The sequence below is a fragment of the Streptomyces melanogenes genome (genome assembly GCF_014649795.1).
Classification (GTDB): domain Bacteria; phylum Actinomycetota; class Actinomycetes; order Streptomycetales; family Streptomycetaceae; genus Streptomyces; species Streptomyces noboritoensis.
Genome location: NZ_BMTS01000003.1, coordinates 246,174 through 268,761, shown reverse-complemented (window position 1 = coordinate 268,761; position 22,588 = coordinate 246,174). Strand labels below are relative to the sequence as shown.

The window sequence follows — 22,588 nt, the reverse complement described above, 5'->3', positions numbered from 1 at the left end:
CTGAACGTGGCCCCGCCCCAGGACATCCTCAGCCGTCCCACCCCCATCGGCATCGAGCAGGCCGAAGCCGCTCTCGTCGAGCACTATCCGCGGCTGACCCGGCTCGCCTACCTCGTGTTGCCGCCCTCCCTCGGGCGGAACCGGCGCGTGCTGACCGCGCACGCGCTGGTGCAGCGGTCGCTGCCGCGGAAGCACGGGGGTGCGGAGGCCGTGATTCCGGCGCCCCGGCGGGGGGACCCGGGGTACGGGTTCGTGCGGCGGCAGGTCGTGCGGCAGGCGCTGGAGGCGGGGCTGCCGTTGCGGCGGCGGGCCTGGCCCAAGCGGGCGCAGTTGCCGCCGGTGCTGCCGCAGGTGTGGGGGCTCAGGCTGTTCCCCCGCTCCGGCGGAGCCGATGAACTCGCCCTGGACCAGCGCCTCTCCGCCCTCAGCGGACCCGCCCGGGCCGCCTTCGTCCTGCGCGGGCTCGACCGGCTGAGCGACGACGAGGTCAGGAGGGAGCTTGACGCCGTGGGCGTCGAAGATCCCGACACCGCCATCGGCGAAGCCGGGGATCCCGGCGACGCCGCCGCGCTGCTCCAGGCCGCCGAGTTCGACCCCTGCTCCCTCCAGGCCCGGCCCACCGACCTGATGCGCCGCCGCCAGCACCTGCGCGCCGCCCTCGTCGCCGCCGCCGCGCTCGCCGTCTGCGGCACGCTCCTCGGGCTCCCGGGCGACGGCTGGGGACCGGACGGCGCGGCCGCGCCGCCGTACGCCCGCAATCCCGCAGCCGAGGCCGCCCTCGACCCGGCGCGGGTCGTCCGGGTGGACTCGGCCACTTGGCGCACCTCGGCCCGTACCGACTTCTCCGTCTGGCCCGCCCGGGGCTCCCTCACCAGCGACACCGCCCTGCTGCGGCGCGCGCTCGCCGTCTGGGCGCGGCCGGGCCGTTCCGTGCAGGTCTCGGCCACGCCGGGCACGCCGTCGGGGCCGCCGATGGGCGCGCCCCAACTGCTGTACGCGGGGCGGGTCGACCGGGCCTCGGTCGTGCTGTTCTACGACGGGCTGCGGGTCGCCCGGTACGCGGAGCCGGTGGACGGCACCTCCGGCGCCGCGCTCGACTTCGCGCGCGTGGACGGCGCGGACGCCGCCTCCGCCGGGGCGCTGGTGGTCGGCCGCACCGACGGCAACGTCCGCTATCTGACCGCCCCCTGGGTACGCGAGGCGGCCGTCCGGGACCTGCTCGACCCGGCCGCCGCGCCCCGCCCCCTCCCCCGCGACCGGGACGGCGTCACCGCCCCGCTGGTCTCGCCCGCCCAGGCCCGCGACTGCACCTCCTGGGACGTGCTCCAGCTGCGCGACGACTCGGCGGGGCGGCTGCTGACCGACCTCGGGGAGCTCGCGCCCGCCCGGCTCACCTGGGGGCCGCCGGAGGCGCCCAGGGACATCGCCAGCACTACCGCCCGCGAGGCCTGGGCCCGTACGGCCTGCCTGCTGCCGACCGTACGCTCGCAGGGCGTGCGGGCCGTCAACGCGTGGCAGTTCGCCCGGCAGCCGCTGCCCGAGGCCAACGGCACGGCCGCCTGGCTGTGCACCCGGGCCGACACCTGGTCCGGCACGGACAACCGGGTGCTGGCCCAGTTCCAGGCGCCGGGCGCCGCGAAGGCCACGGCGGGCGCGGTGGCCGCGCGCGCCGAGAACAGCGCCGCCTGCGGCACCCACCAGCCGCGCGTGCTAGCCGGGGTGCTGTGGAAGTCCCGGGGCGGACACTGGTACGTGCTGGCGGCCGGCAGCGAGGACCTGACCCGGGTCGCCGTCTCCGGCGGCGTGGACGCCTCCGAGCGCGGCCATCTGCTCGCTGTGCGCACCCAGGAGGGCGCCCGCGCCCAGCTCGACGGCCGCCTCGCGGACGGAACCCGGGTCACCGCCCTGCGCTGAACCGCTGGGCCCCGGTGACCGGTTCCGTACGAACAACTCCTCGCACAACCCTGTTGCCAGACACCTACCCGTCAGTACATTGACGCCATGTCTAATACGCCGCAGCCCGCTCCGGTGGTCTCGGAGCACATAGAGCTCAAGGCCCGGAACGTCTCGTTCGGGTGGGAGAAGACGCCGCTCCACTGGATCCCGGGCGATCCGTTCACCGGTCACACCATCAATGTGCTGCACCTGCTGCTCCCGGCGGGCGAGCGCTGGTTCGTGCATGTGTACAAGCAGGTGCTGCCGTACATCCGCGACGAGCGGCTGCGCGAGGACGTCATCGGGTTCATCGGGCAGGAGGCCACGCACTCGGCCGCCCACGACGACGTGCTCCCCCACCTCAAGGCGCTGGGCCTGGACCCCACCCCGTACACCGCGCAGGTCGACTGGCTCTTCGAGAAGCTGCTCGGCGACCGGACGCTGCCGCCGGGGCGGGCCCGCCGGTGGTGGCTGATGGAGCGGGTCGCCACGATCGCGGCGATCGAGCACTACACGGCGTTCCTGGGCGACTGGATCCTCAACGCCGACGCCCTGGACGAGCGCGGCGCCGACGCGGTGATGCTGGACCTGCTGCGCTGGCACGGCGCCGAGGAGGTCGAGCACCGGTCGGTCGCCTTCGACCTGTTCATGCACGTGGACGGCAGCTACCGGCGCAGGGCCAGGACCTGGGCGACCGCCTTCGCCGCGCTCCTCTTCCTGTGGCAGCGCGGCGCCCGGTTCTTCATGGAGAACGACCCCTCGCTGCTCGACGGCAAGGCCACCGTCGGCGCCTTCCTGCGCGCCGGACGGCAGGGCACGCTGCCCACCGCCGGGGCGATGGCGCGCTCGATCCCGCGCTATCTCAGCCGTACGTACCACCCCTCGCAGGAAGGCTCGACCGCGCAGGCCGTGGCCTATCTGGCGAGCTCGCCCGGCGCCAACGGAGGCCGCTGACATGCCGCGTACGAGCTCCGTGGTCCTGGCGGCGGGGGCCGCGCTGCTGGTGCGGCGGGCGGTGCGCCGCCGTATCGCCACCTCGCCGCTGTGGCCGATGCCCGCGCTGGAGGCGCCCATTTCGGGGCAGGGCGGGCGGCGCGTGCCCTCGCTGCGGCTCGCCGTCGCCGAACGGGCCGTGCCCGCCGAGGGCGTGGCGCTGCTGCGGCTCGAATCCCCGGCGGGCACCCCGCTGCCCGAGTGGAAGCCGGGCGCCCACCTCGACCTGGTGCTGCCGTCCGGGCTCGTCCGCCAGTACTCGCTCTGCGGCGACCCGGCCGACCGCGCCACGTACACCGTCGCCACCCGGCTGATCGAGGACGGCCGGGGCGGCTCGCGCGAGGTGCACGAACAGCTGCGGGAGGGCGCCGAACTGGTCGTGCGCGGGCCGCGCAACCGCTTCCCGCTGGCCGAGGCGCCGTCGTACGCGTTCGTCGCGGGCGGCATCGGCATCACCCCCGTCCTGCCGATGCTGAGGGCGGTCGAGGCGGCGGGCGCCGAGTGGCGGCTGCTGTACGGCGGGCGCTCGCGGGCCACCATGCCGTTCCTGGACGAGATCGAGAAGCTCGGGGGCGAGCGCGTCACGGTGGTCGCCGAGGACGAGGCCGGACTGCCGGACACCGCCGCCTTCCTGTCGGGTACGGGCGAGGGCGCGGCAGTGTACTGCTGCGGGCCCGAGCCACTGATGGACGCGGTGGCGGCGGCCCTGCCCGAGGGGCGCACCCTCCACCTGGAGCGGTTCACGCCCGGCGCGAGCACCGCGCAGCTCGGCACCTTCGAGGTCGAACTGCGCCGCACCGGCCGCACGCTCACGGTCCCGGCGGGCCGTTCGGTGCTCGCCACGGTCCGCGACGAGCTGCCGAACGTCTCGTACTCGTGCGAGCAGGGCTTCTGCGGAACGTGTCAACAGCGGGTCCTGGAAGGGGAGATCGACCACCAGGACGAGCTGCTCACGGACGCGGAGCGGCAGGACTCGATGCTGATCTGCGTATCGCGCTGCCTCGGACGGAAACTCGTGCTCGACCTGTAGGTACTCTGTTCGCATGACGACCGGGGTGCGGCGCAGGATGGGCGTCGAGGAGCGCAGGCGGCAGCTGATCGGGGTCGCGCTGGAGCTGTTCAGCCACCGCTCCCCCGACGACGTGTCCATCGACGAGATAGCGGCGGCGGCCGGGATATCGCGGCCGCTCGTCTACCACTACTTCCCCGGCAAGCAGAGCCTGTACGAGGCGGCGCTGCGCCTGGCCGCCGACGAGCTGGCGGGCCGGTTCGTGGAGCCGCACGAGGGGCCACTGGGGGCCCGGCTGCTGCGGGTGATGGGCCGCTTCTTCGACTTCGTCGAGGGCCACGGGCCGGGCTTCGCCGCGCTGATGCGGGGCGGGCCCGCGGCCTCGGCGGTCGGCTCGACCACCGCCAACGCGATGATCGACGAGGTGCGGCACGCGGCCTACCTCCAGATCCTCGCCCACCTCGACGTCCAGGACCCGCCCGCGCGCCTTGAGTTGGTGGTGCGCTCCTGGGTCTCCCTCGCCGAGTCGACGGCCCTGATCTGGCTGGACGGGCGCCGCATCCCGCGCGCCGAGCTGGAGTTGCAGTTGGTCCACGACTTCGCGGCGCTGGCGGCGGTGAGCGCGGCGTACGACGACGAGATGGCGGCGGTGGTGCTGCGGATCGTCGCGGACGAGCCGGCGGACGGGCCGTTCGGGGACCTGGTGGCACGGCTGGTGGCTTTGGCGCCGACCTCTTAGGGGGCGCGGGGTTTGCCTGCGGGGCGCCCAGGGGGATTGCCGCGGAGCGGCAGCTTTAGGGGCGCGGGGAACTGCGCGACCAGCCCACCACCCACCCGCAGACGAACGAGCGCCCCCACCTCCCCGTACCTTGATCGCATGACGACACCGCCGGAGACGCTCTCCTTCCGCCGAGCCTCGCAAGAGGACGTGCCCGCCCTGGTCGCCCTCTACGACGGCGCCGCCCGCTGGATGCAGGGCACCGGCATCGACCAGTGGCAGCCCGGCGAGAAGGACGCGGCGCACTTCCGGTCGCGGATCGAGGAGGGCGAGGTCTGGCTCGCGCTCACCGGGGACGGCCGCGCGGCCGGGGCGTACGAGCTGTGGTGGCGGGACGAGCCCGCATGGGGCGCGCGGCCGCCGGAGGCGGGCTATGTGCACCGGCTGATGACCGACCGCACGCTCGCGCCCGCCGGAACCGGCCGGGCCCTGCTCGCCCATGCCGAGCAGCGCATCGCGGCGGCCGGGCGCCCCCTGTCCCGCCTCGACTTCAAGGCCTCCAGCCCCGGGCTCCGCGCCTACTACGAGCGGGCCGGGTACGCGGTCGCCGGGGAGCAGCCGTTCAAGGAGGGCGGAGGCGGCAGCAACTACGCGGTCGTGCTGATGGAGAAGCGGCTCGGCTGAGCCCCTTCACGCCAGCCCGGTGAGCCGCAGGGCCAGCAGCGCCACGTCGTCCTCGCGGCTGCCGAACGCGCTCAGCAGCGCGTCGCACAGCGGTCCCGTGCCGCGCGCGGCGTTCGCGGCCGCGATATGGCGCAGCCGTTCCATGGAGACCGCGAGGTCCGTGCCCCGGGTCTCGATGAGGCCGTCCGTCACCATCAACAGGACGTCACCGGAGGCGAGTTGGTGGCGGTACGGGTCGGGGTGGTCGAGACCGAGGCCGAGCAGCGGGCCGTGGACGTCGAGGTAGTCCGTGCCGCCCCGGCCGCGGACGACCAGCGGCGGTATGTGGCCCGCGTTGGCGATCCGGGCGCGGCCGAGCAGCGGGTCGATCAGGGCGAGGCAGAGGGTGGCGGTGGCCTCCGGGTGGTAGAGCTGGAGCATCCGGTCCAGTCGGCGCACCAGGACCGCCGGGTCGCGCTCGTCGGTCGCGTACGCCCGTAACGCATGGCGCAGTTCGACCATGACGGTGGCCGCGTCGAGCGAGTGGCCCACGACGTCGCCGACGCCGACGAGGAGCCCGTCGGGGGTGGGCAGCGCGGTGTAGAAGTCGCCGCCGATCTCGGCGCGGGTGGAGGCGGGCACATAGCGCACGGCGACGTCGGCGCCGGGCAGCCGGGGCTGGTGCTGGGGCAGGAAGCTGCGCTGGAGGGTGAGCGCGATGTGCCGCTCCTCGGCGGCGCTGCGCAGCGACTCGGCGGCCAGCGCGGTGGCCTCGGCGAGATGGGCGAGCAGGGCGCGGGTGTCCTGGCCGCCGGTGGCCTGGACGGGGGTGACCAGGCAGACCGGCGGCTGGTCGGCGCGGCTGCGGGCCAGTACCAGCCGGGCGTCGCCGTCCTCCTCGCCGGTCGGCAGCACACCGGAGGGCCACAGCGGGGCGGGCGCGATCCGCGACCGGACGCCGGTGCAGCCCGCCATGGCCCGCTGGAGCAGCGGGGCGACCGCGGCGGTGGTGGCCGCGGGTCCGCCCCGCGCCGGGCCGCCCGCGTGGAGCGTGCCGTCGGCGCCGAAGACGTAGGCGGCGGCCCGGCAGCGGAGCAGGGCGGTGACGGCCGCGGCGGCCGTGTCGGCGAGCTCCTGGGGGCAACTCGTCCCGTACAGCGCGGTGGTGGCGGTGGCCAGCCGGGCGAGGCGGCCCGCGCGGGCGTCGGCGTCGTGCCGGAACCGGGCGCCGCGCAGGGCGGCCCGGACGACGGCCTGGATCTCCTCGGGCTCGACCGGTACGGCGAGGTAGGCCTCGGCGCCCGCGTCCAGGCCCCGGGTGCGGTCGCGCGGGGTGGTGGCCGCGGCCGAGAAGTGCACCACGGGCATGGTGGCGATCTCGGGGTGCGCCTTGATGCGGCGGCACAGCTCGAAGCCGTCCATGTCGGGCAGGCCCACGTCGACCAGGGCCGCGTCGGGCAGGGCGCCGTTCCTGACCCGGGCGTCGAGCTCGACCAGGGCGTCGGCGGCGGTGGCCAGCGGCACCACCCGGTGGCCCGCGCGCCGCAGGACCGCGCCCATGGCGTAGCGGTTGGCGTCGATGTCGTCGACGACCAGCACGGTGGTGCGGGACGGGTTCACGGCTCATCCCCCGTGGGGCCGTCGGGCCCCGGTGGGCGTGGTGCGGACTAGGGCCTGTCTGGGGGCCTGTCTTGGGCAGTGGGTACGTCCACACGGTAGCGCGCGGTTCGCCCACAGGGGCCCCTGGTCAACTTCCCTGCGCGAAATCACCCTTGAGGGCGTAGCTGAGGCCTTGGTCGAGCCCGGCGCGCGCCCCCCGGCGGAAGGCGCTGTCGTACGCCTGGTCCCCGACGGCGGCCCTGGCCCGGCGCTCGCACTCCTCGCGCACGGCGGTCAGCCGGGGCGCGCCCATCTGGGCCTTGCCGACGGTACGCCAGTACTCCTGCCCGATGCCGAGGACCAGCGCGCCCTCCTCGCCGTCGCCCCGGGCGGCGAGCGCGCAGGCGAGCAGGTCGAGGCCGATGGCGATGCCGAAGCTGTCGTGGAGCAGCTGCTTGCCGGTGAGCATCGCGCGGACGTGCTCGGCGGCCTCGGTGGCGCGGCCGAGCGCCAGCGCGGTGACGGCGAGCATGTAGTCGGCGTACGCCCGCATCCACCGCTCCCCCCGGCTCGCGCACTGGTCGCGCAGCCAGGTCGCCTCGGCGGCGGCCTCGCGGTAGCGGCCGAGGTTGGTGAGGGCGTAGATGCGGGCGAGCGCGCAGAGGGCGAGGCCGGGCGAGAGGTCGTCGTCGGCCGCGTCGATGGCCGGGGTGCACACCTCCAGGGCGCCCTCGGCGTCGCCCGGCATCAGGATGGCGCCGCCGAGCAGATAGGCGGCGCGCAGCCGGGACTCGGGGTCGGCGGCGCTCGCCGCACACCGTCTGCCGTGCCCAAGGGCGGTCTCCATGTCGCCCTGGAGGAAGGCGGTCATGCCGAGCGCCCACTCGGCGCGGTCGCGGCGCGGGCCGGGCGCGGGGCCGAGGGCGAGGGCGCGCTCCAGGAAGCCGCGGCCCTCGCGCAGGTGCCCGCAGCAGAACCAGAAGAACCAGAGCGAGGAGGCCATGTCGAGGGCGGCGTCGGGGTCGGTGGCAAGCAGGTGGTCGAGGGCGGTGCGCAGATCGGCGTGCCCGGCGGCCAGGCGCTCGTACCACTCGACCTGGTCGGGGCCCATCCACTCGGCCTCGGCGGCGCGAGCCAGGCGGCGGCAGCGCTCGGCGTGGCGGCGGGCCACGGCCGCCTCCTCGCCGAGCTCGCCGAGCCACTGGCGGCCGTACTCGCGGATGGTGTCGAGCATCCGGTAGCCGGCCCGGCCCCGGTGCGTCCTGGCCCGTACGACGGACTTGGCGACCAGGCCCGTGAGCGCGGGTCCGACGGCCTCGGGGGCGAGCGGGCCGCCCGCGGCGACCTCCTGGGCGGCCTCCAGGTCGAAGGCCCCGGCGAACACCGAGAGCCGGGCCCACAGCAGCCGCTCCAGCGGGGCGCACAGCTCGTGGCTCCAGCCGATGGTGGTGCGCATGGTCTGGTGGCGGGGCAGCCGGGCGGCGCGGGTGTCGGCGAGGACCTCGAAGCGCGAGTCGAGCCGTTCGGCGAGCTGCTCGACGCTCCACAACCGCAGCCGGGCGCCCGCGAGTTCGAGGGCGAGCGGGATGCCGTCGAGTCTGCGGCAGACGGCGGCGGCCGCGTCGGCGCGGGCCGGGGTCTCGAAGGACTTCAGCGTCAGGTGCGGGACGGCGTCGACGGCGCGCTCTTTGAAGAGGGTGAGCGCGGCGCCCTCGGGCGGCAGCGGGCCGAGCGAGAAGACACGTTCCTCCGGCCGCCCCAGGGACTGCCGGCTGGTGGCCAGGACGGTGAGCCCCGGCGAGGTCTGGAGCAGCTCACCGATGAGGTGCCCGCAGGCGGAGACCAGGTGCTCGCAGGTGTCCAGGACCAGGAGCAGCCGTTTGTCGCCGAGCCAGCCGCACAGCGCCTCGGCGGCGGTGCGGGTGGTCTGGTCGGTGACGCCCAGGTGGTCGGCGACGGTGGCGGCGAGCAGTTCGGGGTCGCACAGCGGCGACAGCTCGACCCACCACACCCCGTCGGGACAGAAGGCGTCGCGGCCGCGTGCGCCGCGCAGGGCGAGGCGGGACTTGCCGACGCCGCCCGGTCCGGTGACGGTGACGAGCCGGTGGTTGCGCAACAGGCCGTCCAGGGTGGCCAGTTCGACCGACCGGCCCACGAAGCTCGTGGTCTCCGCTGGAAGATTCCCCAACACGGGCACAGTCTGGACCAGACAATGGCCTGGTCCAGACGCGATCGCCCGGTTCAACCAGAAACAGTCGCAAACAGGCCAGGAGCGGTCAGTGCAACGCCATTTCCCTGCGTACGGAGAACACCGACGGACGTCGAGCGGTCACTCCCGTACGCCCCCCCGCTCACTCCCGTACGCGCGCGGTGGACCCCCGTACCACCAGCTCCGGCTGGAACACGAACTCCGTGCGCTGTACCGGGTTCCCCCGGATCTCTTCGAGCAGCGCGCCCACCGCGGCCGTCGCCATCGCCCGCACGGGCTGGCGGACGGTGGTCAGCGGCGGGTCGGTGAACGCGATCAGCCGCGAGTCGTCGAAGCCCACCACCGAGACGTCCTTCGGCACGTCGAGCCCGCGCTCACGCGCCGCGCGGACCGCCCCGAGCGCCATCATGTCGCTGGCGCACACCACTCCCGTACAGCCCTGGTCGAGCAGTGCGCCCGCCGCCACCTGGCCGCCCTCGACGCTGAAGAGGGTGTGGCCCGTGTACGCGGCGGCCTCCTCGGCGCGCAGCCCGAACCGCTCCCCCAGCGCGGCCGCGAACCCCTCGGCCTTGCGGCGCGAGGGCACGTATCTGAGCGGCCCGGCCGCCAGGCCGATCCGGGTGTGGCCGAGGTCGGCGAGATGGCCGACCGCCATCGCCATCGCCGTGTGGTCGTCGGGCGAGACGAAGGGCGCGCGGATGCGCTCGTTGTAGCCGTTGACCAGCACGAACGGCACCCCGCGCTCGGTGAGCGCCAGATAGCGGGCGGGGTCGGCGGCGGTGTCGGCGTGCAGCCCCGACAGGAACACGATGCCGTTGACCCCGCGCTCCTCCAACTGCTCGACCAGCTCGTCCTCGGTCGCCCCGCCGGGCAGCTGGGTGCAGAGCACCGGGGTGTACCCGTGCCCGGCGAGCACCTGCTCCACGGCCTGCGCGAAGGCGGGGAAGATGGGGTTGGTGAGCTCCGGGGTGACCAGGCCGACGAGTCCGGCGCTGCGGTGGCGCAGCTGGGCGGGCCGCTCCCAGCCGAGGACGTCCAGGACCGCGAGCACCCGCTGCCGGGTGGCGTCGGCGACGCCCGGACGCCCGTTGAGCACCCGGCTGACGGTGGCCTCGCTGACGGCCGCCTGGGCGGCGATGTCGGCGAGGCGCGGCCCGGCGTCGGTCACACCGCCCACCACACGGTGGTGTCGGCTTCGAGGACGAACTCGCCGCCGTCGAGGGCGACTTCGCGGCTTCCGCTGGAGAGGAGCGCCTTGCCCGGGGCGGGCAGGCGCACCGGTTCGGCGGTGAGGTTGACCGTGCAGACGAACCCGTCGCGGGCGAACGCGAGGACGCCTTCCGGGGCGTCCAGCCAGCTGACGGCGTCGCCCGAGCCGAGGCCGGGGTGCTCACGGCGGGCGGCGAGGGCGGCACGGTAGAGCTCCAGGGTGGAGTCCGGGTCGCCGCTCTGCGCCTCGACGGAGAGCGCGCTCCAGGACGCGGGCTGGGGCAGCCAGCTGCCGCCGCTGCCGAAGCCGTACGAGGGGCCGTCGACGGTCCACGGAAGCGGCACCCGGCAGCCGTCGCGGAAGCCGTCCTGCCCTTCGGCGCGGAAGAACGACGGGTCCTGGCGGACCTCGTCGGGCAGGTCGGTGACGTCCGGGAGGCCCAGCTCCTCGCCCTGGTAGAGGTACGCGGACCCGGGCAGCGCCAGCATCAGCAGGGTCGCCGCCCGCGCCCGGCGCAGCCCGAGCTCGCGGTCGCCCGGGGTGCGCAGCTGGGTGCCGAGGCCGGGCGGGTTGGCGAAGCGGGTGGCGTGCCGGGTCACGTCGTGGTTGGAGAGCACCCAGGTCGCGGGGGCGCCGACCGGGCGCATCGCGGCGAGCGAGACGTCGATGACCTCGCGCAGCGCCTCGGCGTCCCAAGGGGCGCCCAGGTACTGGAAGTTGAAGGCCTGGTGCAGCTCGTCGGGGCGTACGTAATGGGCCGTGCGCTCCACGGTGGGCGTCCACGCCTCGGCGACGGCTATGCGCTCGCCGGGGTACTCGTCGAGGATCAGCCGCCAGGAGCGGTAGATCTCGTGGACGCCGTCCTGGTCGAAGAACGGCATGACATCGTTGCCCAGCAGCTTGAGCTGGTCGCTGCCGCCGATGTCGGGCAGCCCGGGCGCCTTGACGAGCCCGTGGGCGACGTCGACGCGGAACCCGTCGACGCCCATGTCCAGCCAGAACCGCAGGATCGAGCGGAACTCGTCGGCGACGGCGGGGTGCTCCCAGTTGAAGTCGGGCTGCTCCGGGGCGAACAGGTGCAGGTACCACTCGCCGTCCTCGGTACGGGTCCAGGCGGGCCCGCCGAAGATGGACTCCCAGTCGTTGGGCGGCAGTTCGCCGGTCTCGCCGCGGCCGGGCCGGAAGTGGTACCGGCTCCGCAGCGCCGAGCCCGGCCCCTCCCTCAGCGCGCGCTTGAACCACTCGTGCTGGTCGGAGGAGTGGTTGGGGACGAGGTCGACGATGATCCGGAGCCCTAGCTCGTGGGCGTCCCTGATCAGGGCGTCGGCGTCGTGCAGGGTGCCGAACATCGGGTCGATGGCGCGGTAGTCGGCGACGTCGTAGCCGGCGTCGGCCTGCGGGGAGGCGTAGAAGGGGGAGAGCCAGACGGCGTCGACGCCGAGGTCGCGGAGGTACGGGAGCTTGTGGCGTACGCCGTCGAGGTCCCCCATCCCGTCGCCGTTGGCGTCGGCGAAGCTGCGCGGATAGACCTGGTAGATCACGGCGTCCTGCCACCAGTTGGTGTGCCCGGTGTGGGCGGGGGTGATGGCGGGGGCGGTGAGGTGCGGGGTCATTTTGTCCCTGGGTCGGTGTGGTGGGTGTTCCTGTACGGGTGGGCGTCGCCTGCGGCGGGCAAGGGCCCCACCCCGCCCCTTCCCTAAACCCTCCGGGGGCGGGGGGAGGCGCGCTCTTCGTCTGCGGACCGTGGCGGGTTGCTCGCGCAGTTCCCCGCGCCCCTAGGTATTTAGGGGCGCGGGGAACTGCGCGACCAGCCACAGACGGCCTGCGGACGAAACGACCGCCGCCCGGCCGAGGGCTTAAGGGAACGGGCGGGGTGGGGGCGTAAACACGTCACCCCTTCGTCGCTCCCGCCGTCATCCCCGCGACAAGGTGCTTCTGCGCGAACAGGAAGAACACCGCCGCCGGCACCGCGATCAGCACGGACGCCGCCGTCATCGGCCCCCAGTTCGCCGTGTACTGCGTCACGAACGTCTGCAGACCACCGGCCAGCGTCAGGTTCTCGTCCCCCACCATGAACGCCGACGAGTACGCGACCTCGCCCCACGCCGTGATGAAGGAGTAGAACGCCGTCACCGCGAGCCCCGGCTTCGCCAGCGGCAGGATCAGGCGCCAGAACGTGCCGAACGGGTTCAGCCCGTCCACCCGCCCCGACTCGTCGATCTCCACCGGGATCCCGTCGAAGAAGCCCTTCATCATCCAGGCGCAGAACGGGACGGCGATCGTCAGATACGTGATGATCAGGCCCACCGGCTGGTTCAGCAGCCCCAGCTGGCCCATCAGGTTGTAGAGCGGGACGATCAGGATCGCCATCGGGAACATCTGGGTGATCAGCAGCGTCCACATCAGCGGGCGCATGCCGGGGAACTTGAAGCGGCTCACCGCGTAGCCCGTCGTCGCGGAGATGAAGACGCCGAGCAGCGTCGTCACCCCGGCGATCAGCGCCGAGTTCCCGAACCAGGTGAAGAAGCTCGTCTTGTCCACCAGGTAGCGGTAGTTGTCGAGCGTCGTGTCCTTGAAGAAGTCCGTGGTGATCGCGTACTTCGCCGGCTTCAGCGACGTGAGGAACACCCACAGGACGGGGAAGACGGCGATGACCGACGCCCCGATCAGCGTGGCGTGCAGCCCGACCGAAGCCAGCGGCGACCGCTTACCGCGTTGCGACGACATCGTCACCACACCTCTCCCTGCTTGCGAAGCGACCTCCGGTACACGAAGGCGAAGATCATCAGCACCGCCAGGATCAGCACGCCCCACGTCGCCGACCCCGCGAAGTCCCGCGGGCTCTCCACGAAGGCCTGGCGGAACGCCTGGGTCACCAGGATCTCGGTCGAGTCGCCGGGACCGCCCCGCGTCAGCAGGAAGATCACCGGGAACATGTTGAACGTCCAGATCGTGGAGAGCAGGATCACGGTGGAGGACACCGCGCGCAGGCCCGGGACGGTGATGTAGAGGAAGCGCTTCCAGGGGCCCGCCCCGTCCATCTCCGCGGCCTCGTACAGCTCGCCCGGGATCGACTGGAGGCCGCCGAGCAGCGCCACCATCATGAACGGCACGCCGAGCCAGACGTTGACCGCGATCACCGAGAACTTCGCCCACGTCGGGTCGTCCAGCCACGGCACCGCCGAGATGCCGCCGCCGTCCAGGACCTTGTTCAGCAGGCCGTTGTCGCGGTTGAAGAGGAAGCGCCAGGCGAACACCGAGACGAAGCCGGGCACGGCCCAGGGCAGGATCAGCATCATCCGGTAGGCCGCGCGGCCGCGGAACTGCCGGTTGAGCATGTTCGCCAGCACCAGGCCGAGCAGGAACGTGGTGGAGACACAGCACACCGTCCACACCACGGTCCACGTCAACCGCTGCACGAAGACGGGATCGCTCAGCACGTCCACGTAGTTGTCGAGGCCGACGAACTTGTACGTGGCGTCGATGTGGTTGGCGCCGATCGTGCGGCCGACGTTGCGCTCGTTGGCGTCGGTCAGCGACAGGTAGATGCCGCGGCCGAGCGGCCATCCGACGATCACGCCGAGGACGATCACCACGGGGGCGACCATCGTCCAGGCGTACCAGTGCGTCGAGAGCGCCCGCCGGAGCCGGCCGGGGCGCTCGCCGGTCGCGCGGCCCCGGCCGCGGGCGCCCTCGCCCGCGGCCTTCGCCGTCGACTGGCCGGTGTGGACAGTCATGTCAGTCAGTACCCGTCTCCCGCTGCCCGTCCGCTACTTCCAGTCCTTGAGGATCTTGTGGAAGGCGGTGGCGGAGGCCTTGGCCGCGTCCTCGGGCGAGGAGGCGCCGGTCACGGCCTTGGTGAACTGGAGCTTCAGCGGCTCGAACAGGGCGCCGTTCTCCGGGATCCAGGCGCGCTCGACGGCCTTGTCGACGGCCGGCTTGAAGAACTGGACCATCTCGTTGGACTTGACGTCCGGCTGGTCGTACGCGGCGGTGCGGGTCGGCAGCAGGCTGAGCGCCTTGGTGGTCTGCACCTGGACGGTCTGCGAGGTCAGGTAGTCCACGAAGGCGTGCGAGGCGTCGCGGTTCTTGGAGCCCGCGTAGACCGCGAGGTCGTGGCCGCCCTGCGGGGCGCCCTGCGCGGCGGAGCCGGCCGGGACCGCGGCGATGCCGAGGTTCGCCTTGTCCTTGAACTCGTCGCCGGCGTAGGCGTCGGCCACGGCCCAGGGGCCGTTGACCATCATGGCGACCTTGCCCGACTTGAAGGCGGTCTCCATGTTGTTCCAGCCGTCGGTCGCGTTGGTGATCGCGGCGCCGGAGGTGACCAGGTCGCGGGCGGCCTTGAAGGCCTTGACCCCGGCCGGGGAGTCGACGGTGACCTTCTTGTTCTTGGCGTCGACGAGGTCGCCGCCCTCGCCGTAGATGAACGGCAGGAACCAGTACGAGTCGTCGCCGCGCAGGTACAGGCCGGTCTTGCCGGTCTTGGACTTGATGGCGGCGGCGGCCGTCTTCACCTCTTCGAGGGTCTTCGGCGGCTCGACGCCCGCGTCCTTGAGCATCTTCTTGTTGTAGAAGAGGCCGAGGGTGTCGATGACCTGCGGGACGGCGTACATCTGGCCGTCGTACTTGCCACTGGCCGCCGCCTGCTTGAGGAAGGCGGAGTCCACTTCCTTGGCCTTGGCGTCCGGGACCTTGTCCAGGTAGCCCAGCGAGGCGAAGTCGGCGACCCAGCCGACGTCGGCGCGGATGACGTCCGGCGCGTCGGAGCCGCTGCTGAACGCGTTCTTGATCTTGTTCTGGGCATCGCCGTACGGCACGTTGACGTACTTGACGGTGACCTTGGGGTGCTGCGCGTGGAAGTCCTCGGCGATCTTCTTGAACGTGGCCTTCTCGGTGTCGTTCGAGGTGTCCCACCACGTGACGGTGCCGGAGAGCTCGCCCGAGCTCTTCTTCTCGCCGCTGTCACCACTGTCGCTGTCGCCGCAGGCCGTCGCCGCGAGCGCCAGGGTCGCGACCAGCGCGGTGGCCGCTATGCCACGTCGCATGTGAACTCCTTCAACGGGTGCCGCGCCATCACGGCGCCGGATCGCCAGGAACGTAACAAGGATGAAAGAAGACCGAAAGACCTTGCGAAGAATTTCTGCAAGGCCGGTCGATCGTTACATCCGCGTGTCCACACGGTTGCCGATGCGCGCCTTGTCAGGAGGGGCGTACGTACTCCATGGGCACGCCCGGGAGCCCGGCGCCGCCTTTGCAAGCCTTCCGCAAGAGCTTGCAGGACTGTTACCTTCGAGGTGCAGCGGCGTTGATCCCGTAGGCGCAGGACACCGTGCAGGCCACTGGAGAGGGACCCGTTCATGACGCAGGAGCTGACCACGACCACCGCCGTCGCGGGCCGCAGCCGGGGCCGGGCCGCCGGGAGCACCGGCTGGTGGCGCGACGCCGTCATCTACCAGGTGTACGTCCGCTCCTTCGCGGACGGCGACGGCGACGGCATCGGCGACCTGCCCGGCATCCGGGCCCGTCTGCCGCACCTCGCGGACCTCGGCGCGGACGCCGTCTGGCTCACCCCGTTCTACGCCTCCCCGCAGGCCGACGGCGGCTACGACGTGGCGGACTACCGGGCCGTCGACCCGCTCTTCGGGAACCTCCAGGATGCCGACGACCTGGTCCGCGAGGCCCACCGGCTCGGCCTGCGCGTGATCGTCGACATCGTCCCCAACCACACCTCCGACCAGCACCAATGGTTCCGCGCCGCCCTTGCCGGCGGCCCCGAGCGCGACCGCTACCACTTCCACCCCGGCAAGCGGGCCGCCGTGCCCGCCCAGGGCGGCGCGGCTCCCCCCAACGACTGGGAGTCGGTCTTCGGCGGCCCGGCCTGGACCCGGACCGAGGACGGCGACTGGTACCTGCACCTGTTCGCCCCGGAACAGCCCGACCTCAACTGGGAACACCCCGAGGTGCGGGCCGAGTTCGAGTCGGTGCTGCGGTTCTGGCTCGACCTCGGCGTCGACGGCTTCCGCATCGACGTGGCCCACGGCATGGTCAAGGCGGCCGGGCTGCCCGACATCGGCGCCCGTGAGCAGGCCAAGCTGATCGGCGCCCAGGAGCTGCCGTTCTTCGACCAGGACGGCGTTCACGAGATCCACCGCACCTGGCGCCGGCTGCTCGACTCCTACGAAGGGGAGCGCATCGCGGTCGCCGAGGCCTGGGCGCCCTCCCCCGAGCGGCTCGCCCTGTACGTACGCCCGGACGAACTGCACCAGGCCTTCAACTTCCAGTTCCTGAACTGCCCGTGGGACGCGGCCGAGATGCGCGCGGTCGTCGACGCCTCGCTCGCCGCGACCCGCTCGGTGGGCGCCCCGACCACCTGGGTGCTCTCCAACCACGACGTGGTGCGCCACCCGACCCGCTACGGCGGCGGCGAGCGGGGCCTGCGCCGGGCCAGGGCCGCGGCCCTGCTGATGCTGGCGCTGCCCGGCTCGGCGTACGTCTACCAGGGCGAGGAGCTCGGCCTGCCCGAGGTCACCGACCTGCCCGACGGGGTCCGCCAGGACCCGTCCTTCTTCCGCGCCGAGGGCCAGGACGGCTTCCGCGACGGCTGCCGGGTGCCCATCCCCTGGACCGCCGAGGGCCCCTCGTACGGCTTCGGCAGCGGCGGCAGCTGGTTGCCGCAGCCGGACTCCTGGCGTGGCCTTTCCGTCGAGGCGCAGACCGGCGACCCGCGCTCGACCCTGGAGCTCTACCGCTCGGCGCTCGCGCTGCGCCGGGAGCTGCCGGGGCTCGGGGACGGGGAGATGGAGTGGCTGGAGGCGCCCGAAGAGGTGTTGGCGTTCGCCCGGCCGGGGTTCGTGTGCACGGTCAACACGGGCGCGGGCGCGGCCCAACTCGCGGTCCCCGGGCGGCCGCTGCTGTCGACCTCGGCGCTGGAGTTCACGGGCGGTAACGTCACGATCCCCGCCGAATCAGCGGTCTGGTGGGCAATCTGACGTGCGACCGGTACAGTCCAATCCCGTGACCGCACGGCTTGCCGACATCGCAGCCCAGGCGGGGGTCAGCGAAGCCACAGTCAGCCGCGTGCTCAACGGCAAGCCCGGTGTGGCCGCGGGCACCCGTGAGTCCGTGCTTGCCGCGCTCGACGTCCTCGGCTACGAACGGCCGGTGCGGCTGCGCAGGCGCAGCGCCGGTCTGGTCGGACTGATAACGCCGGAGCTGGAGAACCCGATCTTCCCGGCGCTCGCCCAGGTCATCGGCCAATCCCTCACCCGCCAGGGGTACACCCCGGTGCTCGCCACCCAGACGCCCGGCGGCTCCACCGAGGACGAGCTCACCGAGATGCTGGTCGACCGGGGCGTCTCGGGCATCATCTTCGTCTCCGGGCTGCACGCCGACACCACGGCCGACATGGACCGCTACGAGCAGCTGCGCGCCCAGGGCGTGCCGTACGTGCTGGTGGACGGCTTCTCGCCGAAGGTGCAGGCGCCCTTCATCTCCCCCGACGACCGGGCCGCGATGCGGCTCGCGGTCACCCACCTCGCGGCGCTCGGCCACACCCGCATCGGCCTCGCGGTGGGCCCCAAGCGGTTCGTCCCCGTGCTGCGCAAGATCGAGGGCTTCACGGCCGCGATGGAGGACTCGCTGGGGCTGACCCCGGTCGAGGCGGAGGCGCTGGTCCAGCACTCGCTGTACACCCTGGAGGGCGGCCAGGCCGCGACCACCGCGCTGATCGCGGCGGGGTGCACGGCGGTGGTGTGCGCCAGCGACATGATGGCGCTGGGCGCGATCCGGGCGGCCCGCCAGGCCGGACTCGACGTGCCGAAGGACATCTCGGTGGTCGGGTTCGACGACTCCCCGCTCATAGCGTTCACCGATCCCCCGCTGACCACGATCCGCAAGCCGGTGACGGCGATGGGGCAGGCGGCGGTCCGGGCGCTCCTGGAGGAGATCGGCGGCACCCCGGCCCCGCACAGCGAGTTCGTGTTCATGCCCGAGCTGGTGGTTCGCGGTTCAACCGCTTCTGGGCCGGCGCCCAAGTAGCACTCCAGTGGGACGGCCGTCCGCTTCGGCATAAAATCGGGGGAAGAGTCACCCTCTCCTCCGTGAGGAGTCCTCCACTGGGAGTAGGAATCCGGACCGAACCCGACCGGAGGACGATCTGCGGGGCACAGGTCCATCTGGCAGACTCTCTCGCTATGGGTGAAATGACCGTGAAGACTCTGGAAGGTACGGCGGACACCCCGTCGGCCGCCTCGTCGGCTGCGCCCACACCCGTCAGTGAAGAGCCCGTCACCGAAGCGCCGACGCCGCCGGTCCCGGCACCACCCGCCACCCTTTTCCAGCGGCTGCGCACCCCGCGCCGCCCCCGCCTCTGGTTCGAAATCCTCCTGATCGCGGTGAGTTACTGGACGTACTCACTGATCCGCAACGCCGTCCCCGAACAGAAGTCGCAGGCGCTCGACAACGCCGACTGGCTCTGGTCGGTCGAGCAGCACCTCGGCATCGCGGTGGAGCGGTCCGTCAACCACAGCGTCAACTCGGTGACATGGCTGATCACCGGCATGAACTACTACTACGCCACGCTCCACTTCGTGGTGACGATCGGCGTCCTGGTGTGGCTCTTCCGCAGCCACCCGGGCCGTTACGCGGCGTCCCGGCTGATCCTCTTCGCCACCACCGGCGTGGCCCTGGTGGGCTACTACTTCTACCCGCTGGCGCCGCCCCGCCTGATGAACAACGGCGGCTTCATCGACACCGTCCTGGTCCACCAGACCTGGGGCTCGATGGCCTCGGGCGACCTGAAGAACATGTCGAACCAGTACGCGGCGATGCCGTCTATGCACATCGGCTGGTCCCTGTGGTGCGGCCTGACCATCTTCGCGCTGGCCAAGGCGCCGTGGGCACGGATCCTCGGCCTGCTCTACCCGGCCGCGACCCTGGTCGTCATCGTCTCCACGGCCAACCACTTCTGGCTGGACGCGGTGGGCGGCATCATCTGCCTGGCCTTCGGCTTCCTCGTCTCGTACGCCTGGTACGGGAAGCTGCCGCACCGGCTGTCGAAGCGGGTCGAGAACCCGCCGCGCGGCCGCGTGGTCACCGGTACGGCTCGCGCCTGAGCGCTTAGTGGCGGAGAAGCCTTGGGTTTCGGCTGCGGGCCGGTCCTGGCTGGTCGCGCAGTTCCCCGCGCCCCTTCGGGCCGCGCTGCGGATAGGCTCGGTCCTGACCAATGGGAGGCGGCGGGATGACGGCGGTGCCGGGGCGCAGGAGCAGCACCTTCACACGGCTGCTGCGGTTCGGTTTCACCGATCCGTCGGCGGCCGAGCGGCTGCTCGACACCCCGGAGCTCGCCTCCGTACGCACCGACCCGGTGCTCCTGGACGCGCTGGGCGCGACCGCCGACCCCGATCTGGCGCTCGCCGGTCTGGTGCGGATCGTGGAGGCGCAGGATCCGGCCGAGCGGCAGGCGCTGCTCGACACCCTGATCACCGCCAAGCCGCTGCGGGACCGCCTGCTCGGGGTCATGGGGGCCTCCGAGGCGCTCGGTGACCATCTGGCCCGGCATCCGCGCGACTGGCACGCGCTGGTCACCTACGAGGCCGTGGACCTGCATCCGGGGGTCGCGGAGTTCGAGCGGGGCCTCGCCCAGGCCCAGGACCCGGTGGCGCTGCGGGTCGCCTACCGCCGGTGCCTGCTGACCATAGCGGCCCGTGATGTGTGCGGGACCACCGATGTGGCCGAGACGGCCGCCGAGCTCGCGGACCTGGCCACCGCGACCCTGCGGGCCGCGCTCGCCATCGCCCGGACCGCGGCCCCCGACGACGCCGCGATATGCCGGCTCGCGGTGATCGCGATGGGCAAGTGTGGCGGCCACGAGCTGAACTACGTCTCCGACGTCGACGTGATCTTCGTCGGCGAGCCCGTGGACGGCGCCGACGAGCGCAAGGCCGTGCAGGCCGCCACCCGGCTCGCCTCGCACCTGATGCGGATCTGCTCGGAGACCACCGTCGAGGGCACCATCTGGCCCGTCGACGCCAATCTGCGCCCCGAGGGCCGCAACGGCCCGCTGGTGCGCACGCTCTCCTCGCACCTCGCCTACTACCAGCGCTGGGCCAAGACCTGGGAGTTCCAGGCGCTGCTCAAGGCGCGCGCGGTGGCCGGGGACCCGGAGCTGGGGGCCTCCTACATCGAGGCGGTCTCCCCGCTGGTGTGGCAGGCCGCCGAGCGCGACAACTTCGTCGCCGACGTGCAGAAGATGCGCCGCCGGGTCGTCGACAACATCCCGGCCGCCCAGGTCGACCGCGAACTGAAGCTGGGCCCGGGCGGGCTGCGGGACGTCGAGTTCGCCGTACAGCTCCTCCAGCTGGTGCACGGGCGCGGCGACGCGACCCTGCACAGCGGCACCACCCTGGACGCGCTCGGCGCGCTCGCGGCGGGCGGCTACGTGGGCCGCACGGACGCCGCCCAGCTCGACGAGGCGTACCGCTTCCTGCGGGCGATGGAGCACCGCATCCAGCTGTACCGGCTGCGCCGCACCCATCTCGTCCCCGAGGACGAGGCCGATCTGCGGCGCCTGGGCCGCTCGCTCGGGCTGCGCACCGAGCCGGTCAGCACGCTCAACCGGGAGTGGAAGAAGCACGCCTCCGTGGTGCGGCGGCTGCACGAGAAGCTGTTCTACCGGCCGCTGCTCGACGCGGTCGCCCAGCTCTCCCCCGGCGAGACCCGGCTCAGCCCGCGCGCGGCCGGACAGCGCCTGGAGGCTCTTGGGTACGCGGACCCGGCGGCGGCGCTCAGACACCTGGAGGCGCTCTCCTCGGGCGTGACCCGCAAGGCCGCCATCCAGCGCACCCTGCTGCCGGTGCTGCTCGGCTGGTTCGCCGACTCGGCCGACCCGGACGCGGGCCTGCTGGGCTTCCGCAAGGTCTCCGACGCGCTCGGCAGGACCCCCTGGTACCTGCGCCTGCTGCGCGACGAGGGCGCGGCGGCGGAGAACCTCGCCCGGGTGCTCTCGGCCGGCCGCCTCGCCCCCGACCTGCTGCTCCGCGCCCCGGAGGCGGTGGCGATCCTGGGCGACCCGGAGGGCCTGAAACCCCGGCTGCGCGAACCCCTTGAGCAGGAGGTGCTGGCCGCGGTGGGCCGCTCCGAGTCCGCCGAGGGCGCGGTCGCGGCGGCCCGTGGCGTACGGCGCAGAGAGCTGTTCCGCACCGCCGCCGCCGATCTGATCGGCTCGTACGGTACGGAGGAGAGCCCCGCCGAGGAGGACCCCGGGGCGCTGGTCGACCGGGTCGGGAACGCGGTGACCGACCTGAACGCGGCGACGCTCGCGGGCGCGCTGCGGGCGGCCGTGCGGGCGGAGTGGGGCGACACCCTGCCCACCCGGTTCGCGGTCATCGGCATGGGCCGCTTCGGCGGGCACGAGCTGAGCTACGGCTCGGACGCGGACGTCCTGTTCGTCCACGAGCCGCGCGAGTTCGTCGACGAGCAGGAGGCGACGCAGACCGCCAACCGGGTCGTCGCCGAGATGCGCCGGCTGCTCCAACTGCCCACCGCCGACCCGCCGTTGCTGATAGACGCGGATCTGCGGCCGGAGGGCAAGAGCGGCCCGATGGTGCGCACGCTGGCCTCGTACGCCGCGTACTACCGGCGCTGGTCCCTGGTGTGGGAGAGCCAGGCGCTGCTGCGGGCCGAGCCGATGGCGGGCGACGAGGAGCTGGGGCGGCGGTTCGTCGAGCTGATCGACCCGCTGCGCTACCCGGCCGAGGGGCTCGGGGACGACGCGGTGCGCGAGATCAGACGCCTCAAGGCGCGGATGGAGTCGGAGCGGATGCCGCGCGGCGCCGACCCCACGCTCCACACCAAGCTGGGGCGCGGCGGCCTCTCGGACGTCGAGTGGACGGTCCAGCTGCTCCAGATGCAGCACGGCTGGGCGGAGCCGGGTCTGCGCACCACCCGCACCCGTGGCGCGCTCTCCGCCGCCCATGCGGCGGGGCTGATCTCCACCGAGGACGCGGTGATACTGGATGACGCGTGGGTGCTGGCTACGCGGGTGCGGAACGGGGTGATGCTGGTGCGGGGCCGTCCCGGTGACACGTTCCCGTCCGACGGGCGGGAGCTGGCGGCCGTGGGCCGGTATCTGGGCTACGAGCCGGGTCATGTCGGGGACATGCTGGATGACTACCGGCGGGTTACGCGGCGGGCCCGGGCCGTGGTGGAACGCCTCTTCTACGGGGCATAACCGTATCGAACGCGTCTGCGGGC

16 protein-coding genes are annotated in these 22,588 nt (G+C 72.9%); 9 read left to right on the top strand and 7 right to left on the bottom strand.

The features are described from left to right. The first annotated feature begins 6 nt into the window (after positions 1-6). From IE252_RS08290 to IE252_RS08270, 5 genes are all read left to right on the top strand, one after another. Positions 7-1,914: a hypothetical protein gene (locus IE252_RS08290; RefSeq protein WP_373298524.1), complete on the top strand. Its 1,908-nt coding sequence runs from the start codon at positions 7-9 to the stop codon at positions 1,912-1,914. Positions 1,915-2,001: 87 nt separating this feature from the next. Next, complete coding sequence (locus tag IE252_RS08285; protein WP_190088659.1) at positions 2,002-2,889, top strand: metal-dependent hydrolase; 888 nt, start codon at positions 2,002-2,004, stop codon at positions 2,887-2,889. Between the two features lies 1 nt (position 2,890). Continuing rightward, a complete protein-coding gene (locus IE252_RS08280; protein WP_190088658.1) occupies positions 2,891-3,958 on the top strand; it encodes a PDR/VanB family oxidoreductase in 1,068 nt (355 codons plus the stop codon). Positions 3,959-3,971: 13 nt separating this feature from the next. Further along, positions 3,972-4,676, top strand: a complete 705-nt coding sequence (locus tag IE252_RS08275) for a TetR/AcrR family transcriptional regulator (RefSeq protein ID WP_190088657.1) — start codon at positions 3,972-3,974, stop codon at positions 4,674-4,676. A 138-nt stretch (positions 4,677-4,814) separates the two neighbouring features. Continuing rightward, positions 4,815-5,339, top strand: a complete 525-nt coding sequence (locus IE252_RS08270) for a GNAT family N-acetyltransferase (RefSeq protein WP_190088656.1) — start codon at positions 4,815-4,817, stop codon at positions 5,337-5,339. A gap of 6 nt (positions 5,340-5,345) precedes the next feature. Here the strand turns inward: IE252_RS08270 and IE252_RS08265 are convergent, their stop codons facing one another. From IE252_RS08265 to IE252_RS08235, 7 genes are all read right to left on the bottom strand, one after another. Further along, positions 5,346-6,938: a fused response regulator/phosphatase gene (locus tag IE252_RS08265; protein ID WP_268248394.1), complete on the bottom strand. Its 1,593-nt coding sequence runs from the start codon at positions 6,936-6,938 to the stop codon at positions 5,346-5,348. 127 nt (positions 6,939-7,065) lie between these two features. Next, on the bottom strand, positions 7,066-9,108 hold the full coding sequence (locus IE252_RS08260) for an ATP-binding protein (protein WP_190088655.1): 2,043 nt from the start codon (positions 9,106-9,108) through the stop codon (positions 7,066-7,068). A 160-nt stretch (positions 9,109-9,268) separates the two neighbouring features. After that, a complete protein-coding gene (locus IE252_RS08255; protein ID WP_229848113.1) occupies positions 9,269-10,294 on the bottom strand; it encodes a LacI family DNA-binding transcriptional regulator in 1,026 nt (341 codons plus the stop codon). Beyond that, positions 10,291-11,949 carry a glycoside hydrolase family 13 protein gene (locus IE252_RS08250; protein WP_190088653.1) on the bottom strand — a complete coding sequence of 553 codons (1,659 nt, stop codon included), beginning with the start codon at positions 11,947-11,949 and terminating at the stop codon, positions 10,291-10,293. The genes IE252_RS08255 and IE252_RS08250 overlap by 4 nt, the downstream gene beginning before the upstream one ends. A 277-nt stretch (positions 11,950-12,226) precedes the next feature. After that, positions 12,227-13,063, bottom strand: coding sequence for a sugar ABC transporter permease (locus IE252_RS08245; RefSeq protein WP_190088652.1), 837 nt, complete (start codon positions 13,061-13,063; stop codon positions 12,227-12,229). A gap of 2 nt (positions 13,064-13,065) precedes the next feature. Beyond that, positions 13,066-14,073, bottom strand: a complete 1,008-nt coding sequence (locus IE252_RS08240; protein ID WP_190088651.1) for a carbohydrate ABC transporter permease — start codon at positions 14,071-14,073, stop codon at positions 13,066-13,068. A gap of 33 nt (positions 14,074-14,106) precedes the next feature. After that, on the bottom strand, positions 14,107-15,381 hold the full coding sequence (locus IE252_RS08235; RefSeq protein ID WP_190088650.1) for an extracellular solute-binding protein: 1,275 nt from the start codon (positions 15,379-15,381) through the stop codon (positions 14,107-14,109). Positions 15,382-15,693: 312 nt separating this feature from the next. Here IE252_RS08235 and IE252_RS08230 point away from each other — a divergent pair, with 312 nt between their 5' ends. From IE252_RS08230 to IE252_RS08215, 4 genes are all read left to right on the top strand, one after another. Beyond that, positions 15,694-17,325, top strand: coding sequence for a glycoside hydrolase family 13 protein (locus IE252_RS08230; protein WP_190088649.1), 1,632 nt, complete (start codon positions 15,694-15,696; stop codon positions 17,323-17,325). Between the two features lie 25 nt (positions 17,326-17,350). Beyond that, positions 17,351-18,373, top strand: a complete 1,023-nt coding sequence (locus IE252_RS08225; RefSeq protein ID WP_268248393.1) for a LacI family DNA-binding transcriptional regulator — start codon at positions 17,351-17,353, stop codon at positions 18,371-18,373. A gap of 155 nt (positions 18,374-18,528) precedes the next feature. Next, positions 18,529-19,449: a phosphatase PAP2 family protein gene (locus tag IE252_RS08220; protein ID WP_190088647.1), complete on the top strand. Its 921-nt coding sequence runs from the start codon at positions 18,529-18,531 to the stop codon at positions 19,447-19,449. 125 nt (positions 19,450-19,574) lie between these two features. Further along, complete coding sequence (locus IE252_RS08215; protein ID WP_190088646.1) at positions 19,575-22,565, top strand: bifunctional [glutamine synthetase] adenylyltransferase/[glutamine synthetase]-adenylyl-L-tyrosine phosphorylase; 2,991 nt, start codon at positions 19,575-19,577, stop codon at positions 22,563-22,565. The last annotated feature ends 23 nt before the right edge of the window (positions 22,566-22,588 follow it).

Excerpts from the sequence above, each read along its gene's own strand:
- IE252_RS08235 (WP_190088650.1), bottom strand. The coding sequence starts at position 15,381 with ATGCGACGTGGCATAGCGGCCACCGCGCTGGTCGCGACCCTGGCGCTC.
- IE252_RS08215 (WP_190088646.1), top strand. The coding sequence starts at position 19,575 with ATGACGGCGGTGCCGGGGCGCAGGAGCAGCACCTTCACACGGCTGCTG.
- IE252_RS08270 (WP_190088656.1), top strand. The coding sequence starts at position 4,815 with ATGACGACACCGCCGGAGACGCTCTCCTTCCGCCGAGCCTCGCAAGAG.
- IE252_RS08245 (WP_190088652.1), bottom strand. The coding sequence starts at position 13,063 with ATGTCGTCGCAACGCGGTAAGCGGTCGCCGCTGGCTTCGGTCGGGCTG.
- IE252_RS08220 (WP_190088647.1), top strand. The coding sequence starts at position 18,529 with ATGGGTGAAATGACCGTGAAGACTCTGGAAGGTACGGCGGACACCCCG.
- IE252_RS08275 (WP_190088657.1), top strand. The coding sequence starts at position 3,972 with ATGACGACCGGGGTGCGGCGCAGGATGGGCGTCGAGGAGCGCAGGCGG.
- IE252_RS08230 (WP_190088649.1), top strand. The coding sequence starts at position 15,694 with ATGACGCAGGAGCTGACCACGACCACCGCCGTCGCGGGCCGCAGCCGG.
- IE252_RS08240 (WP_190088651.1), bottom strand. The coding sequence starts at position 14,073 with ATGACTGTCCACACCGGCCAGTCGACGGCGAAGGCCGCGGGCGAGGGC.
- IE252_RS08285 (WP_190088659.1), top strand. The coding sequence starts at position 2,002 with ATGTCTAATACGCCGCAGCCCGCTCCGGTGGTCTCGGAGCACATAGAG.
- IE252_RS08280 (WP_190088658.1), top strand. The coding sequence starts at position 2,891 with ATGCCGCGTACGAGCTCCGTGGTCCTGGCGGCGGGGGCCGCGCTGCTG.
- IE252_RS08250 (WP_190088653.1), bottom strand. The coding sequence starts at position 11,949 with ATGACCCCGCACCTCACCGCCCCCGCCATCACCCCCGCCCACACCGGG.